This window comes from Microtetraspora fusca (genome assembly GCF_001570365.1).
Taxonomy (GTDB): Bacteria; Actinomycetota; Actinomycetes; order Streptosporangiales; family Streptosporangiaceae; genus Microtetraspora; species Microtetraspora fusca.
In genome coordinates this window covers 95,776-114,671 of record NZ_BBYK01000056.1, presented here as the reverse complement: position 1 = coordinate 114,671, position 18,896 = coordinate 95,776, and the positions used below count along the sequence as shown (strand labels likewise).

The window sequence follows — 18,896 nt, the reverse complement described above, 5'->3', positions numbered from 1 at the left end:
CTCACACTCCTTCGTCGTGAGGCCGCCGGTAACGCACACCCATCTCGTCGAGAAGCGGCAGATGGGCGGTCAGCCGCCGGGTGAAGTCGCCCAGGTCCCGGCCGGAGGACCAGGCGGCCTCGGCGACGGCGCACAGGCGGGGGAAGGCGTTGTAGTCGAAGCGTTCCTTCGTGGGGAGGTACTCGCTCCAGAGCTGGGCCTGCATGCCGAGGACGCCCTCCCCCGCGTCGAATCCGTACGCGGTTTCCAGGGAGAGGAGCGGCCCCGATATGCAGAGCGGCTCCCCTGGAGCGTCGGACTGGGCGTAGTCGAGGTAGGTGTGGGTGTGCGGGGCCGCCACCACGTCGTGCCCGGCCCGCAGGGCCGCCTCGATCCGGTCCACGCCCCGCCACGCCATGATCACCATGTCGTCGGGCGGGTCGTGGTCGAGCATGTCGTCCCAGGCCACGGCGCGGCGGCCGAGCCCGCGCAGGTGGTCGGCGAGGAGCCGCCCCCACCAGCCGAGCAGCGCGGCCGGCCCGGCGAGCCCTTCGCTCGCCACGCGCCGTGCCGCCTCGGGGCTGGCGGCCCACTCGCCGCCGCGCACCTCGTCCCCGCCGATGTGGACGTACCGGGACGGGAACACGTCGCTCAGCTCGTCGAGCACGTCCCGGGCGAACCCGGCGGCGCGGTCGCTCACGTTGAGCACGTGCGACGAGATGCCCCACGAGGTCCGCACCTCGACGGGCTCCGTGGACGAGTGACCGAGCCACGGGTAGGCCGCGATCGCGGCCTGGGAGTGCCCGGGGAACTCGATCTCGGGGACCACGGTCACGCCGCGGGCGGCCGCGTAATCGACGAGGTCGCGCAGCTCCCGCTGGGTGTAGAAGCCGCCGTGCGGGGTCCCGTCGAATCTGCCGTCCCGCGCGTGGCCGGCCGAGGACTCGGCCCGGTGCGCCCCGACCTCGGTGAGCCGCGGGTGCCCGCGCACCTCGAACCGCCAGCCCTGGTCGTCGGTGAGGTGCAGGTGCAGGACGTTGAACTTGTGCAGCGCCAGCAGGTCGACGTACGTGCGCAGGAAGGACACCGGACGCCACCAGCGCGCCACGTCGATCATGACGCCGCGCCAGGCGTACCTCGGCACGTCGCGTACGGCGCAGCACGGGACGCCGCCGGGCCCGTCGAGCTGGCGCAGCGTCTGGACGCCCCAGCGCAGCCCGGCGGCGGTCGCCGCGGCGATCCGGACCTCCCCGGGGGTGACGGTGAGGGTGTACCCCTCGTCCCCGAGGGTCGGGTCGTCCACGAGGCCCAGGACGATCTCTCCGGGGCCGTCGCCGTCCGCGGCGGTCCCGAGCAGCCCGCGCGCCGCCTCGGCGTGCGGGCCGCTCACCCGCACGCCGAGGTCCAGCGGGAACCGCCCTTCTCCGGGGATGAAGGAGGCGACCTGGGGGATCACCGCCCGAGCACCTCGCGGAAGGCGGCGAGCGCCTCTCCGACGGGCGGCGCGTCGGGGTACCACGCGCGTTCCCATTCGAGCGCGAGATATCCGGAGTAGCCGATGCGGTCGAGTTCGGCGAGCACGTCGGCCACGCCGACGGCGCCCCGTCCGGGCAGCACCGGCGCCAGCTCGGTGGGCGCCGCCGCGTCCTTGATCTGCACGTGCCGCAGGTACGGCGCGAGCACGTCCGCCGTGGCCGCGGCGCTCTCCCCCGCCCGCCACGGGTTGACCACGTCCCACAGCGCGCCAACCCGCGGCGAGCCGACACCGGCGAGGACCCCGGCGATCGCCTCGCCGGTGAGGAAGACGTCGTGGGTCTCCAGGAGCACGTCGACGCCGTTGTCCGGCAGCCGCTCCGCCACCTCCGCGAGCCTCCGAGTCGCGGCGGCGGCCGGGTCGGCCTGCCCCTCCACTCCGCCGAAGACCCGCACGTACGGCGAGCCGAGGGCCTCGGCGATCTCCACGTGCCGCAGCACCTCGGCGACCGGGTCGCCGTCCGGCCGCGCCACCCGGGTGTAGGAGCAGACCGCGACGATCTCGACCCCGGCCGCGGAGAACGCGCGGGCGATCTCGCGCAGTTCGGCGGTGGGCGTGTCCGGCGCGACGATCTCGCCGTCGGCGCAGCGCAGCTCCACGCCGGCGCAACCGTACCGGGAGGCGGTCTCGATGACGTCGGCGGCGGGGGCGCCCGGCATGCCGAGCGTGCTGAACGCGAGCGGGTTCACAGGTGTCCCTTCACTGTGACGGTGGAACCTTGACGGGATGACTCGTAGACGGCGAGGGCGACGTCGAGGACCGACAGCGCGTACTCGGGCGTGACCTCGGGCGTGCTCCCCTCCGCGCAGGCCCGCGCGAAGTCGGCGAGCTGGGCGGCGAACGCGGCGGCCATCTCGCCGGGCTCGGGCGCGGCCACCTGGGAGGCGGCCCCTCTGCGGAAGGACCAGACGCCCTCGCCGCGGCTGATCCGTACCGCGCCCTCGCCGCACACGATCTCGGCCTCGTCGGTGAACGGCAGGCCGGTGCCGGTGACGGAGATCGTCGAACGGGTGCCGTCGGCGTGCCGGGCGAGCGCGACGGCCTCCGTCTCGACCGATCCGCCCTCGGGCGCGGCCGTGTGGGCGGTGACCTCGACGATCGGCGAGCCGACGAGCATCTGGAGCTTGTCGATGCTGTGGGTGCCGACGTTGAGCACGATGCCGCCGCCGGCCATGCCCGCGTCGAGGAACCAGCGGGGCCGCGCGGGGTCGGCGTAGTCGGCGGTACGCCGCTCCGAGGCCACCACGACGCCGCCGATCTCGCCGGAGGCGAGGTAGGCGGCCGCGGCGCGCAGCGTCGGGACGAAGCGCAGGACGTGCCCGACCGCGAACACGACACCGGCCGCGCGGCAGGCGTCGATCATGCGGATCGCGTCCTCACGCGTGGTGGCGATCGGCTTCTCCAGCAGGACGTGCAGCCCGGCCGCGGCCGCGTCCAGGGTGATCGGGGCGTGCAGGGCGTGCGGGACGGTGATCACGACGGCGTCGAGGCCGCCCGCGTCGATCATCGCCTGGTGGTCGGTGAAGGCGCGGGCCCCGGCCTCGGCGGCCAGCTTCTCCGCCGCCTCGGCCCGCACGTCGCACACCGCGACGACGTTGGCCCGTCCGGCCGTCCGGCGGGCGGCGGCCACGTGGAACTCCGCGATGGTGCCCGCGCCGATGACGCCCAGGCGCAGCCCGGATGATGTGGTCACGATTTCCTTTCCGATAGGGATGGGGGCGCTTCAGCCCTTGAGTCCCGCGGACATGGTTCCGCGGACGAAATAGCGCTGGGCCAGGACGAACACGACCAGCATCGGCAGCAGGCTCATCATCGCGGCCGCCGTGACGAGCTGGTCGTTCCCGACGAACTGGCCCTTCAGGCTCAGCACGCCGACCGGCAGCGTGTAGTTCTCCGGCGAGGTGAGGTAGATGGTGGGCTCCAGCACGGCCTTCCACGAGGTCGTGAACGTGAAGACCGCGAGCGTGGCCAGCGCCGGCTTGGCCAGCGGCACGTGGATCCGCCAGAACACCTGCCAGGGGTTGGCGCCGTCGAGGCTCGCGGCCTCCTCGAAGTCCTTCGGGATGCCGAGGAAGGTCTGCCGCATCAGGAAGATCCCGATGGGCGTGGCCAGCCAGTACGGCACGATGAGCGGCAGCAGGGTGTCCAGCCAGCCCAGCGAGCGGAACAGCAGGAAGTTCGGCACGATCGTGATGACGGTCGGCAGCATCATGGTCCCGAGCGCCATGGTGAGCAGCGCCTGCCGGCCCGGCAGCCGCATCCGGGCCAGGGCGTGGCCGACCACCGCGCTGGTCAGCACGTTGCCGGCCACGGCGAGGACCGCGATCACCAGGCTGTTGACCAGATAGAGCCCGAACGGGGTGCGCCGCCACACCTCCACGTAGTTGTCCCACTGGATCGGGTCGGGGATCCACGTCGGCGGCACCTGGATGTACTGCGCGAAGCTCTTGAGCGAGTTGCTGAGCGCGGCCACGAACGGCACCAGCATGACCAGCGCGCCCGCCGTGACCAGGACGTAGGAGAGGGTCTTACGCATAGTGCACCCACCTGCGCTGGAGCCGGAACTGCACCAGGGTGAGCGCGAGGACGAGCACGAACAGCACCCACGCGATGGCCGAGGCGTAGCCCATCTGGAAGAACTGGAATCCCTGCCGGTAGAGGTGGAGCACGGTCAGCTCGCTCGCCCCGTGCGGACCGCCGTCGGTCATCACGAAGACCTGCTCGAACGACTGCAGCGTCTCGATCGAGGTGAGCACCAGCACCAGGAACGTGGTGCCGGAGATGCCGGGCAGGGTGATGTAGCGGAACCGGTTCCACGCCGACGCGCCGTCGATCTTCGCCGCCTCGTAGCGCTCCTCCGGGATGGCCTGCAGGCCGGCGAGGAAGAGCACCATCATGTAGCCGACGCCCTTCCACACCGCGACCGCCGCGAGCGTGGGGATGACCAGCGCCGGGTCCTGCAGCCAGTTCTCGGCCGGCAGCCCGAAGAAGTCGAGCACCTGGTTGGCGAGGCCGGTCTGCGGGTTGAAGACGGCGTCGGCGACGTACGCGACGACCACCCACGACGAGACGACCGGGACGAAGTAGGCAGCGCGGAACAGGGCCATGCCGCGCAGCCGCTGGTTGAGCGCGATCGCCAGGCCCAGGGCCAGGGCGGTCTGGGTCGGCACGAACAGCACCGCGAAGTACGCCGTGTTGCCGAGCGTCCGCCAGAAGAGGCCGTCGTTGAACATCCGGACGAAGTTGTCGAACCCGATGAACTTCGGCGAGGAGACCAGGTCGTAGTCCGTCATGCTGAACCACAGCGAGGCGAGCAGCGGCCAGGCGGCCAGCGCGACCAGGTGGAGCAGGTAGGGCGAGGCGAAGCCGATCGCCCAGGCCCGCTCCCCCGCGAGCCGTTTGCGGGCGGACGGCCGCCGGTCGGCGGCCGTCTTCCCGGCCTTCCCGGCCTTCCCGGCTCTTCCGGTGAGCACGGTCACTGCGTCTGCCCCGCGTAGAAGCGGTCGATGACCTCCTGGGCGTCCTTCTGCCCGGCCGTGAGCGCCGTGTCCACGGGCGTGGCTCCGGACAGCGCCTCGTTGATCCGCTTGGACAGGGCCTCGGTGTACTCCGACCACACGGCGTTGACGCCGAGGTCGGTGGCCGCGTCGAGCGAGTCGAGGAAGGCATGGCGGTCGGCGGGCAGGGCCGTGGAGGCGACCTTCTTGTTGATCGGGATCGCCTCGCCCAGCTCGGCCCACTTGCGCTGCGGGCCCTCGCCGGAGAAGAAGGTGATCCACTTCCACGCCGCGTCGGCCTGCGCCGCCGAGGCCGTCTTGTTGACCACCCACGAGTTGACGATCGCGACGTTGCCGCGGCCGGCCGGGCCCTTCGGCATCGGCGCCACCCCGAAGTCGACGCCCGCGGTGGTCGCGGGCAGGCTGCGGGCGTAGATGCCGTACGACATGGCGACCCGGCCGGTGGCGAACAGCGTGTGCACGACGCCCTTGCCGAGGCCCTCGGTGGTCGCGTAGTCGGGGGCGAACCCGTCCTTGCCCATCGCGCCGAGCATCCAGTCGAGCGCGGCCTTCGACTGCTGGCTGTCCACGACCACCTTGCGGTTGCCGTCGGTGACGATGTCGCCGCCGAACGCCTTGATGATCGGCCACCAGCTCTCGGTGAAGCCCGGCGAGTAGGCGCGGAAGCCGTACGTGTCCGGCTTGCCGTCGCCGTTCGTGTCCGTGGTCAGCTTCTTCGCCGCCGCGGCCAGGTCGTCGTACGTCCAGTCGGCCGTCGGCTCGGCGACCTTGGCGTCGGCGAACAGCTTCTTGTTGTAGAACAGCACCGGCGTCTGGGCGCCCTGCGGGAAGCCGTAGATCCGGCCCTTGGCGTCCCGGTTCAGCTCGATGCCGGAGTAGTCGTCGGCGTTCACGGTCTTGACCCGGTCGGTCAGGTCGGCGAGGGCGCCGCGCGCGGCGAACTCCTGCACGAGTACGCCGTCCGACAGCCACACCTGCGGCGCCTGGCCGCCGGCGATCTGGGTGCGCAGCCGCTCGAAGAACTTGACGTACGGCGCGACCTCAAGCTCGACCTTGATCGACGGGTTGGCGGCCGTGAACTCCTTGACGAGCTCGCGCATGGTCGTGTCGGCCGGGTCACCGGCGGCGGCGTAGAAGCCGAGCTTCAGCGTGACCGCTCCCGAGTCGTCGGCGGAGCCGCCGCACGCGGCCGTGCCGCCGACGGTCAGGACGGCCACCGCCGCGGCGGCGAGCATGCGCACTCTCATGAGGACCTCCAGCAGGAAGGGGGGAAGGGGGTGAGGAAGACGCGGCCGGCGTCACATGGGGACGCGGACCTCGACGAGGCTGCCGGAGGCGGCGCCACAGGAGGCCCGTACGGCCAGGCGGGGCTGCAGCACGACGCGGCAGACGGGAGCGACGGAGCCGAGCTCGATCCGGCGGAGCAGGAGCTCCGTGGCCATGCGCCCGACCTCCGCCTTGGGCGGGGAGACGGCGGTGAGCGGCACCTCGGACAGGTCGGCGACCTCGTCGTCGTAGGCGACGACGGCGACGTCGTCCGGGACGTTCAGGCCGACCCGGCGCAGGTAAGGCAGGAGCGCGGTCGCCTCGCGGTCACCGAGGCACACCACCGCGCGGACCTTGTGGGTGACGCAGGCGTTGGCGAACGCGAGCATGTCGTTGCCGGTCCAGACGGGCTGCCGGGCCACGGCCTCCGGGATCTCCGGCAGTCCGAGGTCGGCCACGGCCTGGCGGTACCCGGCGAAGACCTGCTCGGACGTGGCGGTGCCGATCCGGCCGAGGTAGCCGATCCGGCCGCGGCCGAGCCCGCTCAGGTGCTGGACCGCGGCGTAGCCGCCCCCGTGCACGTCCGTGCAGACGTAGGAGGTGGGGTCGGCCGGGCGGGGGTCGGACGGCCTCCGCTCCACCAGCACGTACGGCACGGGCAGCTCGCGCAGCCGGGCCAGGTGCGCGGCGGGGTCCGCGGCGAGGTGCAGGTTGGGCACCAGCAGCAGGCCCGCGACCCCGACGTCGACGAGCTGCTGGATCTGCGCGAGCTCGACGCCGGGGTCGTAGTTGGAGCACGCGAGCACGAGCTGGACGCCGGCGGCGGTGGCCGCCCGCTCGATGCCCTGGACGACCTGGGGGAAGTAGTAGGTGTTCGACGGAACGAGCGCGCCGATGAGGCGCGGCCTGGCCCCCGTGGTGGCGGAGGCGGTCACGAACGTGCCCGACCCCTGCCGCCGCCGGACGAGCCCCTCCTCGACCAGGAGGTCGACCGCGCGGCGCACCGTGTTCACCCCGACCGAGTAGGTCTGCGCCAGCTCGGCCTCGGTCGGCAGCCTGCCGCCGACCGGCCAGCGACCCTGCACGATCTCCTGCCGCAGGCGTGCGGCCAGGGTGCGGAATCGCCGTCCCCTTGGGAGGGAATTCATTCCATCAGGTGGCTCCATAACGGGATTCTTCTCGCCATATGTCCGTAATGTCAATCCTAAATTCACCCCATATTTCGCGGTTAAACGGAATGAATTTATCCCAATGACCGGCACAGGAAAGGGCCGCCTCCGGCGGGGAGGCGGCCCTGGACAGGCGAGGGTCACCGGCGGACGGTCAGCTCCGGCCGTCGGTCAGCTCCGATCATCTGTGGGTCGCGGCCTCCCGCTGCGGGGAGGCCGCGGGAAGCGAATCACCAGCGGGCGGTGACCTCCCGGTCCCGGTCGTAGGCGGCGGCCCAGTAGTGGCCGGGGGCGGTCAGCCGGTGGCCGGCGAAGCCGATCTCGCCCGTCGGCAGTTTCAATCCCTCGGACGTCGCCGTGGCCCGGCCGTCGGCGTCCGCCGTCACCGTCACGTACCGTCCCCCGGAGAAGGTGAACCGGCCGCGCACGGTCGCGGCCACCGGCCGCCCGGTCTCCTTGTCGACGACGCGCAGCCGCACCCGCGCCGCGCCGCCCTCCAGCGTGACGGCCATCGACTCCACCACCATCGGGCGCAGGTCGGTGGTCCCGGTCGTCACGGTGACCGGGGCGGAGGCGGGGCCGCGGTGTCCCGCCACGTCCACCGGCACTATCCGGTACGTGTACGTGGTGCCGGGCAGCAGTCCGGCGTCGGTGTAGGTCAGGCCGCGCGCCCGCCCGGCGACGGTGCCCGGCCCCGGCGTGAAGCGCGGATCCGTCGATCGGTGCACCTCGTAGAACTCGACCTCGGTGTCGTCGTACGCGCGCCCGTACGTCAGATCGACGGTGGCGTGGTCGAACGCGACGGCCTTCGGCGGCGACTCGACGCCCGTGGGCGGGCCGGAGTCGGCGGGCAGGTCGGGCCACCGCGCGGACGCGCCCCACACCGTGGGCAGCTCCCGGTAGGAGTCGTAGTGGTGCAGCGCCACCCCGGCGAAGGCGGGGCTGCCGGAGAACGCCTGGTAGACCTTCGCCAGCTCGGTCTCCAAAACGTCCCTGCCCTCTTCACGGAAGGTGATGCTGGACGGGTCGCCGCTGGTCGCGATGTCGAGGGTCTCCACCCCGACCACCACCGACTCCGGCTTGCCGATCCGCTCAGCGTACGCGATCTCGTCGGCGGCCTGCGCGATGATCCCCGCGGAGCCGTCCGCCTGGTCCCGGTAGTCCATGATCGCGATGTAGTCCGTCATGTCCTGGATGTGCTCGGCCATCGTGCGGGTGGTCCCGCCGTACGTGATGTCCGTGCAGCAGGCGGAGGTGTCCAGCCAGCGGGGCACGGCGGGGCCGAACAGCAGCGGCTGCCCGGACACGTCCCGGCGGGCGATCATCGCGCGCAGCGTGTCCAGCCACTGGACCTGCACGTCCGGCTTGGCGCTGTTGAACCACGGCAGGATGTAGGGCTCGATGTCCACGTTGATCCCGTCGAAACGCTCGGCCGGCGCCGACGAGAGGTTGTAGTCGAGCACCCGCTCCATCTCCCGGACGGCCCGGTCGCGGTAGCGGGAGAGCGCCCCGAGGTAGGGCGGCCGCGTTCCGCCGGCCACCGTGGCGTGCACCTTCATCCCCCGGCCGTGCGCCCAGGCGACGAGGTCGCGCAGCTGCGGACGCGCGTCCTCGATCATGTCGCGCCCGGCGTACGTGTCCACGCCCAGGTACATCGTCGAGCCGGGCGCGAGGACGGTCTCCAGCAGGCGGCGGGACCCGGCGTTGAGCACCAGGTTGTAGGAGGCCTTCTCCCAGATCCACATCGCCCGGTCCTGCCGGTGCCGCTCCGGGCGCTCCTTCTTCGCCGCGCCGAACGCCACGTAGGTGCTGGCCGACCGGGACACGTGGCCGCGCGCGTCGACCGCCTCCGCCTCCAGGCTCGCCATGACGTCGCCGTACTTCGCCGGGTTCACCAGGACGACGTACCGCCCGGCCGCGCCGGATGCGCGCTGCCAGGGACCGCCGTTGATCCGGACCCGCACCGAGCGCACGTCATTTCCGGCGACCTTCACCCGTACGGGTGTGGGCCGGGTCAGCCGGGCCCCGTCGGCCGGTTCGGCGATCGACACCTTCGGCGACCTGGCCCGCGGGTTGTCGACCGTGAGCCGCAGCGGCTGCGACCAGGTGCCGTACCGCGTCTCCGCCACCGTGGCCTTGGCGTAGACCTCGATCTCGCCGTCGATGTCGCTCGTGTCCAGGTCGTAGGACCACGTCCCGTTGTCGTCGGCGTCCGGGTCGTTCACCCTGGCACGCTCGATCCGCTCGCCGTTCACCACGACGTTCACGTCGTACGCCGCGGTGAACCGGCCGGCGAGCCGTACGACGCCGGGCGCGGTCTCGGATGAATCGATCACCACCGACGGCGGCTCCGCCGCCTGAGCGGCGACCGCGACCGCCGGCACAGTCGCCAGGGCGAGCACGAGCGCCCCGGCGATCCTCATAAGGCCAGAAGGCACAGGAAAGTCACCTCCACAGGAATGAATTAATGCCGGATGACGAAATATCCGGACACAGGAATCCGTGAGATGGCGAAACCATAGCCCCGAAGTGAAGGGAGAAAAATGGAATGAATTGGCACCACGCGCCGACGCTCGGGGCCGCAGGGCGCGACCTCACAGGTCGGCGATCCGCGTCACCGGTGCCGCGCCCCGGAACCGGCACGGCACCGGCCGGCCGGCGACACCTCCTCGAATCCGCCCCGGCATCTGACTCGACTGGAGGATCAAGTCGCTCGGCACTGTCCGCATCGTGCGCCGCTCGGTCACCTACCGCGTGGCCTTTCCCCTGAGCCAGCCGACGCCTCCTGGCCCCGAACCCTCCACCAAGTCGCGCACCGCCGGTACGCGGGTCCACCGACCGTCACACTCTTGTCCACACCGTCGGCCGCCCAGCAAAGACCCTGATCAACTGCTATCTATACGGCATCGGGCTTCGGACATACGGGCTTGACTCGACTGCGGAACATCGAAATATACCGCCGATATACAGGGGCGGTGGACGCTTGCTTCGGAATCCGTGTGCGCATTTCAGCAAGAAGACAGAGCGCGCACGAAAACCGGGTTCAGGTCGGATCCATCATGAGGGGACCGCATGGGATTCATGAAAGTCGGGCGCGGGGCGATCGCCGGGGTGATCGTCACGACCCTGCTCGCGTTACCCGGCAGGGCCGAGGCGCAACCCGCGCCGGTCGCGTCGTACGCGCTCGACGAAGGTTCGGGCACGATCGTGCACGACAGTTCGGGGAACGGTAATGACGGCACGGTGAGCCAGCCCCTGTGGGAGGACGGAGCGTTCGGTCAGGCTCTTGCCTTCACCGATCCGACAAGTTCGGTCACGATCAGCGATTCGCCATCCCTTCGCCCGGCCAACGGAATAACGGTGGAAGCCTGGGTGAACCCATCGTCATTGGCCTCGCCGACCGGAAACTCCAGCTTCTGGATCCTGTCGAAAAAATACGGGACGAGCGCGCTGTCATATGGCCTGACGGTCCTGAGCGGGTTGGCGGCGTTCCGCGTGGGTACCGCCCCGGTCACTGCGAGTCGGACGCTGCCGCCCGATACCTGGAGTCATGTGGCGGGCACCTATGACGGAAGCACCGTACGCCTTTACGTCAACGGGGTCGAAATCGCCAATCGCTCCATCGTTCAGACCATCGCCTACGATGCTCAACCCCTGGTGCTCAATCCGCAGTCCGGCGGAGCCACTGTCAAGGGTCGTGTCGACGAGGTGAGGATTTACGACGCAGCGCTCGACGCCGGTGGAATCCAGGCGGATATGGCCACCTCGGTGAACGGGCTCACGACACGTGACACACCGCCCACCCAACCAGGCGACTTCACCGCGACCGGCGGGACGGCTCCGGCGGGCGGCTACAGAGCTGACATTCAGCTCACCTGGAGCGCATCCAAGGACGACAGGCGGATCGCCGCCTACCGCATCCACTGCTCCACGTCTCCCGGTTTCACGCCTTCGGTCGGCAATCTCATCGCCACGGTCGCCACGCCGGGCTACACGGACCCGAGTCGTTCTGTCGGGACGCGCTACTACTACCGGATCGTCGCCGTGGACAGCGCGGGACAGGCCGGTCCGATGACCCCCGAGGCCGTCGGCGTGGTCAAGCCGCCCCATCCGATACCCTTCGCGGCCTATGGCATGCAAGAAGGGACCGGAACCGTCGTTCGCGATTCCTCTGGTCAGAACAACAAAGGCGTCGCCCGAAACACCACCTGGGCGATCGGGAAGTACGGAAACGCGCTGTCCTTCGATGGAACCTCGAGTTGGGTGGAGGTGTCCCCGTCACCCTCCTCCCCTGTGGCCGCCAGCGCGCTGACCATCGAGGCCTGGGTCAAGCCGGCGTCCTACGGCGTACTCAACTTCAAGAGCGCTGTGGTGACAAAGGACGCGGGGACGACCACGTCCTTTGATTACGGACTCTGGTCGTCCATGCAGCCCAGCTTCGACAACATCCCGCAGGGAATGGTCTGCCTAGCATCGGGGTGTTGGGGCGCGGGAGGGCCTGCCCTCCCGCTGAACACCTGGAGCCATCTCGCCTACACCTTCGGCCCGGATGGCGGTCGCCTCTACATCAATGGCGAACTCGTCGGAGGCCACAGCGGCGCAGGCCAGGGGATCAATACAAGCTGGAGCACCTTGCGCATAGGCAGCAGTTCCCGAGGTGAATACTTCCATGGGTTGATCGACGAGGTTCGCGTCTACAACGTGGCCCTGACCCGCGACCAGATCCTGGTCGACATGAACCAGCCCATCAGCTGACAAAGAGACGGGACCGGGTTCAGGTGGTTCTACGCAGGGTTCTGGGTTCTGGCCGCACCTTCGAGTGAAGCCGTGCCCCCGGTGAGGGGACAGGGAAGGAGAGGACGTCCAACTCTGCTCCCCTGTCGTCCCAATCCACACCTCACCGGAGCCACTATCCAAGCGGCATTGGCGCATGGAGCTCAGACAGAGGCAGCACCGTGCCGAGCCGGCCGCGACGACGTGACCGCTCTTTCGTCGGGAGCCGGGGGCCGTTCCGGCGGTGCCGGTCATCTGACGATCTGGAGGATGCCCTGGTCGCGCACCTCCGCCGGCTCGGCGAGCCGCTGCAGTTCCATGCCGGACGAGTCGAGCACGACCAGGGTGTTGTACTTGCGGCCGGCGACGCGGACCACCAGGCGGCCGTCGGCGAGGTAGAACGCGCCGATCTTCAGGCCCTTCACCGAGATGGGCACCTTCTTCCCGGTGACGGTGTCGACGACCGTCGGCCTGAACATCTCCGGCCAAAGCCCATCGCCCGACGGATCCTCCGGCGACAGCGCGTGCACCACGACCTTCCTGCCGTCCGGCGACAGGCTCTGCACGTGGTTGGCCAGCTTGATGCCCTTGGCCCGGACGGAGGTCCCGGTCCGCATGTCGAACACGTAGACGCGGTCAGTGGAGCCGGACGCCCCGGCAAGATGGCGCCCGTCGGCGGACCAGGCGAGGTGGCAGTCGCCGAGCACCTCGCCGACCTTGCGTGCGCCCGTGCCGTCCGCGTTGACCACCATCAGCGGCAACTTGTCGGCATTGGCCTTGGGGAAGTAGGCGACCTGGGTGGAGTCGGGAGACCAGACCGGCGTGAGACAGGGGAACCCGGCGGCCGCGCCTTTGGCCACGACCTTCTCCGTGCTCCCGTCACCGACGTGGAGCCGGCCGTCCTCTGTGATCCAGGCGAGTTTCGTTCCGTCGGGCGAGGCGGAGAACTGGGACGAAAAGTCCGGCGCCTTGCCGATCTTGGTAAACCCCTTACCGGGCTCGTACCGTCTGATCGTGCCCTTGCCCTCCTTGTAGTAGACGGCGACCCCCTCGAGCGGCTTCGGCGCCGCACTTGTGGACGCGGCGGCCGCCCCTACCGCACCGGCTCCCCCGGCCCCGGCGGCCGGGGCGGTGCGGGCGAGAGCGGCGTCGGGCGCGAGCAGCAGAGGGGTCACCACCATGGGGACAAGGGCGAGTCCGGACAGGACACGCCGCTTCGACGCGAGCGTGGCGGTGGCCGGGCCAGGTGTGGTGTGCTTCATCGGATCTCCTGGGATGACGGGCAGGTCCCGGTCCGGCTTGGCGGTGCCTCCCGGGCTTGTGCACGCAGTGAAAGCTCACCCGCTTGCAGAGCGCTTGATCAAAGCCTGCCGCCCACACCGCAAGGAGCCCGCAAGCCGATCAGCCGCCGAGGTCTCCGCCCTTCGCAAGGCCGACGCGGCCACCAAGAAGCTGCTCGCCGCATGCTCCTGACCGCCTTCAGCACGCCGGGCCCCACCTCGTCCGCGGCCAGCACCGCTCCCAAGTGACGACGACGTAGTCCCGCAGGTGGTCGCGGACGGCGTCGGCGTCTCCGGCAGGGCGGGATGCAGGCATGCCTTCCGTACGATCGAGGGGTGAAGGATCACAAGGCCGGGGAAGTTCCCGCCACCCAGCGAGTCGTGTCCGCCGGTGCGATCCTGATGGGAGACATGCTCCTCCTGTTGGTGGCGGGGTGGGTTCGAAGCAGTGTTCACCTCCGGGGAAAGCTCTGTGATGGGGCCAGTGTCTGGTGTGATGGGCGGGAAGACCCGACCCCCGCCGAATGGCTGGCGGAGATGAACTTCCGTTCCGCTGCCGCTTACACGTCATCGGCGGTCGTGGCCCTGATTCTGCTGGCGGTTGCCGTCGTCGCGTGGAGGCGTCACCGACGGGACATCGCGTTGGTGCAGGTCTTGCCACTCCTGCTGGTCACCGCATTCGTCATCGCCTGGACGCCGTACACACCTGTGTGACATCAGGCGAGGCCGAGCGCCGCGAGGTCAGAGGACGTGGAGGCTGCCCCTCGGGCGGTCAGCGACGTCGCAGTGACGGGTCGAGCAGCGCGGGCGGAGTGTCGAACTTCTCGTGTGCCGCGAGGTCGGTGCCGGGGGCGACGATCGCGTCGATCGCGTCGAGCACGTCGGCGGAGAGCACGGTGTCGGCGGCCGCGAGTTGCGAGTGCAGGTGGTCCAGCGTGCGGGGACCGATGATCGCGCTGGTCACGGCGGGATGCGCGGTCACGAATCCGAGCGCGAGCTGGATCACCGTCAGGCCGGCCTCGTCGGCGACGCCGGCCAACCGCTCGACGGCGTCCAGCCTGGCCCGGTTGGACGGAATGGCGGTGTCGAAGCGTTGCGGCATGAACGTCGAGCGGTGGGTGGCGATCTCCCGGCCCTCACGGATCGCTCCCGACAGCCAGCCCGAGGCCAACGGGCTCCACACCAGCACGCCGAGCCCGTACTCCTCGGTCACGGGCAGTACGTGGCTCTCGATCCCGCGCTGCAGGATCGAGTAGCTGGGCTGTTCGGTGACGTACCGGCTCAGGCGGTGCTCGCGGGCGGCCCACTGCGCCTGCACGATGCGGTACGCGGGGAAGGTCGAGGAGCCGAAGTAGCGGATCTTTCCCGCGCGCTGCAGGTCGGTCAGAGCCGACAACGTCTCCTCGTCGCTGGTGCTCGGGTCCCACCGGTGGATCTGGTAGAGATCGACGTGGTCCACGCCGAGGCGGCGCAGGCTGTCGTCCAGCGCCGTGACCAGCCAGCGGCGCGAACTGCCCCGATGGTTGCGCTCGTCGCCCATGGGCATGGTCGCCTTCGTGGCCAGCACGATGTCGTCGCGGCGACCGGCGATGGCTTTACCGACCATCTCTTCCGACCCGCCGCCGCTGTACATGTCGGCGGTGTCGATGAGGTTGATCCCGGCTTCGATGGCGGCGTCGACGATGGCGGTGGCCTCGTCCTGGGTGGTGCGTCCGATCGCACCGAAGTTCATCGCGCCGAGCGCGAGGGAGCTGACCTGCACACCGGTACGACCCAAGGTGCGGTACTGCATGACCGTCTCCTCCATTGCGGGTGAAGTGTGGTGGCGACGCGTGGCTTGGTCGCCGGTCCCCTGCTCTGGCATCATGAGCAAACGGAACCATGTCCCGCTTGAAGATACGGAACGTTGTCCCGTTTAGCAATCTCGATGGTGGAGGGAACGGCGAAGTGAACGACGGCGACCGTGGCGCAGGGCACGCGGCCCGGCCCAAACGGGCGGACGCGCGGCGCAACAAGGAGACCCTGCTCGACGCGGCCGCCGCGATCTTCGTGACGTCGGGCGTGGAAGCGCCGGTACGCGACATCGCGGCCAAGGCCGGCGTCGGGACGGCCACGATCTACCGTCACTTCCCGACTCGAGCGGATCTCATCATCGCGGTCTACCGGCACCAGGTCGAGGCCTGCGTGGAGGCCGGTCCAGCGCTGCTGGCGACCAGCGTGACTCCCTACGCCGCATTGGGGCGATGGATCGACCTCTTCGTCGACTTCCTGGTCACCAAGCACGGACTCGCCGCCGCGCTGCGGTCCGACGACGCCGGCTTCGACGCCCTGCACGCCTACTTCCTCGACCGTCTCGTGCCCGTGTGCACCGAGCTGCTCGACGCCGCGGCCGGTTCCGGCGAGATCCGATCCGACCTGGAGGCCTACGAGCTCATGCGCGGCGTCGGGAACCTCTGCATAGGCGCGGACAGCGATCCCCGCTACGACGCGCGTCGACTGGTCGGGATCCTCATCGCGGGACTCCGCCGACCGCACTGACGATCGGCCGGGCAGATGATCGCGGCCGGGCACCCCGGCCGCGATCCGGCCTGCGCAGCGTCTGCGAGGCATGGGACCTCAGTCGGGCAGGTCGCCGTTCCCGCCCAGGTTCGCGACCATCCGGCGCAGGACGTTGACCGTGGTCACGTAGTCGGCCGTGTCGATGCCGTCGTGCGTCCGCTCGTGGACCCGCAGGTTGCGCTCGCGGGCCCGGAGACGCCCGGCCTCACCCGCCTCGGTCAGCGTCATGACCCCCGCGTCCTCGGTCATCCAACCGCGGGCGACCAGGTCGTCGAACACGCCGTCGAAGCCGATCCCGAGGTCCTCGTACGGCGTCAGCCGCTCGGTCAGCGCTTCCCTGGTCCACGTGCCGGGCTCCCCGGCGACATGGTTCAGCGTCCACCAATGAGGCTGGGTGAGGTTCTCCCGCGCCAGCTCCCCACGAAGGGCGCCCACCACCCGCCGGTACGCCTCGCCGCTCCACGCCCCGATGGGCTGGGCGGCCACCACTTCCTGCGGGTACTCCTTGATCGTCACGCCGACACACCCCTTTCCACACAACACCGGAACAGGGACGACCGTAGAACCTCAAGCATGCTTGAGGTCAACACGGAGCGGCCGGCGCCGGTCAGCCGATGGTGTCTGCCGTGCAGGTCACTGGGAGGCGGGGCCGGCGCCGGATCAGTCGTCCGTGCCGTACGCGCCCGGGGTGGTGCCGAAGGCGTGCTTGAAAGCGTGAATGAAGGCGCTGGGTCCGCTGTAGCCGCAGGCGGCGGCGATCGAGGTCACCGACGCGCCCGCGGCGAGCAGAGTGAGCGAGCGGTGCAGCCGCAACTGGGCTCGCCACTGAGGGAAGCTCATGCCGGTCTCGCTCCGGAACAACCGGCTCAGCGTGCGTTCGGACGCCCCGACCGCCGTGCCGAGCTGGGCGAGCGTGCGGCCGTCGGCCGGGTCCGCGTCCAGGATCACGGCGATGTCCCGCAGCCTCGGGTCGGACGGGGACGGCAGGAAGACCTGGAGCGCCTCAACCCGGCGGAGCTGGTCGAGGACCACGCGTTCCAGGTTGCGCCGCTGCCCGGCGGTCAGGTCGCCCTCGTCGGTGAGGGCGATGACGACCTCCCGCAGCAGGGGCGTGATCGCCAGGACCGTCGGGCAGTCCGCCCGCAGCGGGTTGACCGTGCGGTCGAAGACGATCGCCCGCATCTCGGTGGGGCCGTACGCCTCGTGCGCGTGCGGCACGCCCGCCGGGATCCACACGCCCCGATGAGGGGGCACGGCCCACGTCCCCGTCGGGGTGGAGATGCGCAGCACGCCGAGACGCGGGGCGATGAGCTGATGCTCGGCGTGGTCGTGCCAGTCGATGCGCTCCCGGTGCGCCAGCGGGATGCGCACCGGCCCGCCGTGGCCACGTTGGCTGGTTGTCGACATAAGACGGCAGAGTATCGCTAGCCCGCTGATGTGGTCCTCCGAAATGCTCGTTCGGGCAACGACAAGGAGACCCTCAGTGACCGAAACAACCGAGACAGCCGGACCAGCCGGACCAGCCGGACCAGCCGGGCCGACCAGGCCCGCCGGACTCAGCGGAGCGGCCGAGGCGGCCGGGACGGCGCGACCACACGGGCAGGACGGCGACGAAACGGCCCCGGCCTCCCCCGGGCGGCGCATCTGGGTGTGGGCCGCCGCGCACGCCGTCGACGACCTCTACCAGGGACTGGTCCCGGCCTGCGTGCCGTACTTCGTGCTCGACCGGCACTACGGATATGTGGCCGCCTCCGGGCTCACCCTGGCGGCGGCCCTGGGCAGCTCGATCCCGCAGCCGTTCATCGGCCTCGCGGTCGACCGCTTCCGCCTGGGCTGGCTCGCCGCCGCGGGCGTCGCCCTCGCCGGGCTCGGGCTCGGCCTGTCCGGGCTGGTGCAGTCGTACGCGGCGGTGTGGACGCTGATCCTGCTCTCCGGGCTCGGGGTGGCGATGTTCCACCCCTCGGCGGGCAAGGCGGCCCGGGAGGTGGCCGGTGAGAGCACCACGGCGATGGGCGTCTTCGCCGCGGGAGGCAGCGTCGGGTTCTTCCTGGCGCCGGTCCTCGCCACCCCCGCGCTGATGGCGATGGGCGTCGGCGCGACGGCGCTGTTCATCCCGCCCGCCGTGCTCATCGCCTTCGTCCTGCTCAGGAACCGGCCCGCGGCCGTCGCCGTACAGGCGGCCGGCCGGTCGGGGACCGACAGGTGGGCGCCCTTCATGGTGCTCACCGGCGTCGAGATCGTCCGCTCGGTGGTGTTCTTCGGCGTGCTCACCTTCATCGAGCTGTTCTGGATCAGGCACCTGGACGCCGGGCGCGGCGTCGCGGGTACGGCGCTGGCCGGGTTCCTGGTCGGCGGGGTCGCCGGAACGGTGCTGGGCGGGCGCATCGCCGACCGGATCGGCCTCGTCCGTACGGTGCAGCTCGGCAGTGTGCTGGCCGTCCCGGCGCTCGTCCTCCTGCGTATCGCGCCCGGCCCCTACCTCCCGCTGCTGTTCGCGGTACTCGCCGGGATCGCGATCAACATCCCGTTCGCCGTGCTCGTCAAGCTGGGCCAGGACTACCTGCCGAACCGGCCGGGCACCGCCGCCGGCGTCACGCTCGGGCTCGCCGTGAGCGTCGGCGGCCTGGCCGCCCCCGCCCTGGGTGCCGCGGCCGAGGCGTACGGCCCGGAGGGGGTCTTCACGATCCTGTGCATGGTGCCGCTCCCGGCCGTGGGGCTGGGGCTGTTCCTCTCCCGCCCCCGCTGAGAGCCGCCCGGCGCCCAGGGCCCCGTCATCACAGACGCGAACCAGGACATGCCGCGACCGGCGGCCACAGCA

Annotated in this window: 16 protein-coding genes; 4 read left to right on the top strand and 12 right to left on the bottom strand. The window is 70.6% G+C overall.

The genetic code is table 11. From position 1 onward, the window contains the following. Position 1: 1 nt before the first annotated feature. From AWQ68_RS25480 to AWQ68_RS25445, 8 genes are all read right to left on the bottom strand, one after another. Positions 2 to 1,435 carry a beta-N-acetylhexosaminidase gene (locus AWQ68_RS25480; protein ID WP_169808985.1) on the bottom strand — a complete coding sequence of 478 codons (1,434 nt, stop codon included), beginning with the start codon at positions 1,433 to 1,435 and terminating at the stop codon, positions 2 to 4. Continuing rightward, on the bottom strand, positions 1,432 to 2,202 hold the full coding sequence (locus tag AWQ68_RS25475) for a sugar phosphate isomerase/epimerase family protein (protein ID WP_084464390.1): 771 nt from the start codon (positions 2,200 to 2,202) through the stop codon (positions 1,432 to 1,434). Before AWQ68_RS25475 ends, AWQ68_RS25480 begins: the two co-directional genes overlap by 4 nt. Further along, positions 2,199 to 3,206 (bottom strand): Gfo/Idh/MocA family protein, encoded by a 1,008-nt coding sequence (locus AWQ68_RS25470; protein WP_084464389.1) that lies wholly within the window; start codon positions 3,204 to 3,206, stop codon positions 2,199 to 2,201. Before AWQ68_RS25470 ends, AWQ68_RS25475 begins: the two co-directional genes overlap by 4 nt. Positions 3,207 to 3,236: 30 nt before the next feature. Next, positions 3,237 to 4,049: a carbohydrate ABC transporter permease gene (locus AWQ68_RS25465; RefSeq protein WP_066944447.1), complete on the bottom strand. Its 813-nt coding sequence runs from the start codon at positions 4,047 to 4,049 to the stop codon at positions 3,237 to 3,239. Continuing rightward, a complete protein-coding gene (locus tag AWQ68_RS25460) occupies positions 4,042 to 4,986 on the bottom strand; it encodes a carbohydrate ABC transporter permease (RefSeq protein WP_066944564.1) in 945 nt (314 codons plus the stop codon). Before AWQ68_RS25460 ends, AWQ68_RS25465 begins: the two co-directional genes overlap by 8 nt. Positions 4,987 to 4,988: 2 nt before the next feature. Next, positions 4,989 to 6,278, bottom strand: a complete 1,290-nt coding sequence (locus AWQ68_RS25455; RefSeq protein WP_066944446.1) for an ABC transporter substrate-binding protein — start codon at positions 6,276 to 6,278, stop codon at positions 4,989 to 4,991. Positions 6,279 to 6,329: 51 nt separating this feature from the next. Beyond that, positions 6,330 to 7,445: a GntR family transcriptional regulator gene (locus AWQ68_RS25450; protein WP_218007024.1), complete on the bottom strand. Its 1,116-nt coding sequence runs from the start codon at positions 7,443 to 7,445 to the stop codon at positions 6,330 to 6,332. Between the two features lie 251 nt (positions 7,446 to 7,696). Next, a complete protein-coding gene (locus AWQ68_RS25445; RefSeq protein ID WP_066944442.1) occupies positions 7,697 to 9,889 on the bottom strand; it encodes a glycoside hydrolase family 18 protein in 2,193 nt (730 codons plus the stop codon). A gap of 649 nt (positions 9,890 to 10,538) precedes the next feature. Here AWQ68_RS25445 and AWQ68_RS25440 point away from each other — a divergent pair. Further along, positions 10,539 to 12,221 carry a LamG-like jellyroll fold domain-containing protein gene (locus AWQ68_RS25440; RefSeq protein WP_066944441.1) on the top strand — a complete coding sequence of 561 codons (1,683 nt, stop codon included), beginning with the start codon at positions 10,539 to 10,541 and terminating at the stop codon, positions 12,219 to 12,221. A gap of 269 nt (positions 12,222 to 12,490) precedes the next feature. On the opposite strand, the gene AWQ68_RS25435 is transcribed toward AWQ68_RS25440, so the two are convergent. Further along, positions 12,491 to 13,501 carry a TolB family protein gene (locus tag AWQ68_RS25435; RefSeq protein ID WP_066944440.1) on the bottom strand — a complete coding sequence of 337 codons (1,011 nt, stop codon included), beginning with the start codon at positions 13,499 to 13,501 and terminating at the stop codon, positions 12,491 to 12,493. Between the two features lie 354 nt (positions 13,502 to 13,855). Here AWQ68_RS25435 and AWQ68_RS25430 point away from each other — a divergent pair, with 354 nt between their 5' ends. Beyond that, positions 13,856 to 14,233: a hypothetical protein gene (locus AWQ68_RS25430; RefSeq protein WP_066944439.1), complete on the top strand. Its 378-nt coding sequence runs from the start codon at positions 13,856 to 13,858 to the stop codon at positions 14,231 to 14,233. 58 nt (positions 14,234 to 14,291) lie between these two features. Here AWQ68_RS25430 and AWQ68_RS25425 read toward each other — a convergent pair whose 3' ends face one another. Continuing rightward, the gene (locus AWQ68_RS25425; RefSeq protein WP_066944438.1) at positions 14,292 to 15,311 is read right to left on the bottom strand and encodes an aldo/keto reductase; all 1,020 of its coding nucleotides are present in this window, start codon (positions 15,309 to 15,311) and stop codon (positions 14,292 to 14,294) included. 89 nt (positions 15,312 to 15,400) lie between these two features. On the opposite strand from AWQ68_RS25425, the gene AWQ68_RS25420 reads away from it, so the two are divergent. Beyond that, positions 15,401 to 16,057 carry a TetR/AcrR family transcriptional regulator gene (locus tag AWQ68_RS25420; protein ID WP_218007023.1) on the top strand — a complete coding sequence of 219 codons (657 nt, stop codon included), beginning with the start codon at positions 15,401 to 15,403 and terminating at the stop codon, positions 16,055 to 16,057. Between the two features lie 78 nt (positions 16,058 to 16,135). Here AWQ68_RS25420 and AWQ68_RS25415 read toward each other — a convergent pair whose 3' ends face one another. Then, the gene (locus AWQ68_RS25415) at positions 16,136 to 16,594 is read right to left on the bottom strand and encodes a winged helix DNA-binding protein (RefSeq protein WP_066944436.1); all 459 of its coding nucleotides are present in this window, start codon (positions 16,592 to 16,594) and stop codon (positions 16,136 to 16,138) included. A gap of 144 nt (positions 16,595 to 16,738) precedes the next feature. Then, entirely contained in the window at positions 16,739 to 17,485 is a 747-nt protein-coding gene (locus tag AWQ68_RS25410; RefSeq protein ID WP_066944435.1) for an AraC family transcriptional regulator, read from the bottom strand. A 76-nt stretch (positions 17,486 to 17,561) separates the two neighbouring features. Here AWQ68_RS25410 and AWQ68_RS25405 point away from each other — a divergent pair, with 76 nt between their 5' ends. Further along, positions 17,562 to 18,824, top strand: a complete 1,263-nt coding sequence (locus tag AWQ68_RS25405) for an MFS transporter (protein ID WP_218007022.1) — start codon at positions 17,562 to 17,564, stop codon at positions 18,822 to 18,824. Positions 18,825 to 18,896: the final 72 nt, after the last annotated feature.

What these genes read in the sequence shown, in the direction of transcription:
- AWQ68_RS25410 (WP_066944435.1), bottom strand. Translation starts at nt 17,485, where the DNA reads ATGTCGACAACCAGCCAACGTGGCCACGGCGGGCCGGTGCGCATCCCG.
- AWQ68_RS25425 (WP_066944438.1), bottom strand. Translation starts at nt 15,311, where the DNA reads ATGCAGTACCGCACCTTGGGTCGTACCGGTGTGCAGGTCAGCTCCCTC.
- AWQ68_RS25435 (WP_066944440.1), bottom strand. Translation starts at nt 13,501, where the DNA reads ATGAAGCACACCACACCTGGCCCGGCCACCGCCACGCTCGCGTCGAAG.
- AWQ68_RS25445 (WP_066944442.1), bottom strand. Translation starts at nt 9,889, where the DNA reads ATGAGGATCGCCGGGGCGCTCGTGCTCGCCCTGGCGACTGTGCCGGCG.
- AWQ68_RS25440 (WP_066944441.1), top strand. Translation starts at nt 10,539, where the DNA reads ATGGGATTCATGAAAGTCGGGCGCGGGGCGATCGCCGGGGTGATCGTC.
- AWQ68_RS25420 (WP_218007023.1), top strand. Translation starts at nt 15,401, where the DNA reads ATGTCCCGCTTGAAGATACGGAACGTTGTCCCGTTTAGCAATCTCGAT.
- AWQ68_RS25465 (WP_066944447.1), bottom strand. Translation starts at nt 4,049, where the DNA reads ATGCGTAAGACCCTCTCCTACGTCCTGGTCACGGCGGGCGCGCTGGTC.
- AWQ68_RS25455 (WP_066944446.1), bottom strand. Translation starts at nt 6,278, where the DNA reads ATGAGAGTGCGCATGCTCGCCGCCGCGGCGGTGGCCGTCCTGACCGTC.
- AWQ68_RS25450 (WP_218007024.1), bottom strand. Translation starts at nt 7,445, where the DNA reads ATGAATTCCCTCCCAAGGGGACGGCGATTCCGCACCCTGGCCGCACGC.